This is a genomic window from Vibrio sp. 2130-1 (genome assembly GCF_033339515.1).
The window spans coordinates 1-657 of the sequence record NZ_JAWOUT010000352.1; the positions used below are offsets into that span (position 1 = coordinate 1).

At 49.0% G+C, this 657-nt stretch carries 1 protein-coding gene; it reads right to left on the bottom strand.

Annotated features, from left to right (window positions below; translation table 11 throughout):
* Window positions 1-657, bottom strand: a 657-nt coding sequence (locus R7Q09_RS26165; RefSeq protein WP_318143946.1) for an efflux RND transporter permease subunit, incomplete at both ends; no start/stop codon positions are given.

Here is a 657-nt window from a genome sequence, read left to right on the forward strand (position 1 = left end):
CCGGCCAAAAAAGAAGCGGAGCAAATGCCGCCAACGTAGTTGCGGTAGAGGCGGTGATCGGCCATGCCATGCGTTTGGCTGCATCTCGGTATGCCTCTTTACGCGGCGTGCCTTCTTGCATTCTCCGATCGGCAAACTCAGTGACGACGATTGCACCATCCACCAGCATGCCGACCGCCATGATTAAGGCAAACAGCACCACGATGTTTACGGTAAGACCAAAAACAGAGAGAACTAACAGCCCCGTTAAGAAAGATCCTGGAATAGAGATCCCAACCAACAATGCCGTTCTTACCCCCAAGATCGCGATAATAACGATGACTACCAAAATGATTGCCGAGAGAATGTTGTTTTGCAGATCACTAAGCATTAACTTGACATCATCCGACTGATCCCAAGTGTATTTAACCTGCAAATTACTTGGCCACTCTGCACGCAGTTGCCCTTGAGCAATCACCTCTTTAACTAACGCGACAGTTTCAATAATGTTCTCGCCAGCACGCTTTTTCACGTCAAGCACAATGGCAGGCTCACCATCCAAGCGGGCAAAGCTTTCCGGATCACGAAACGCTCGGCGAACTGTGGCCACATCACCAAAAGTGATCACTTCTTTGCCATTCACTTTGAGAGGCAATTCGAGAACATCGTTCAGAGAAT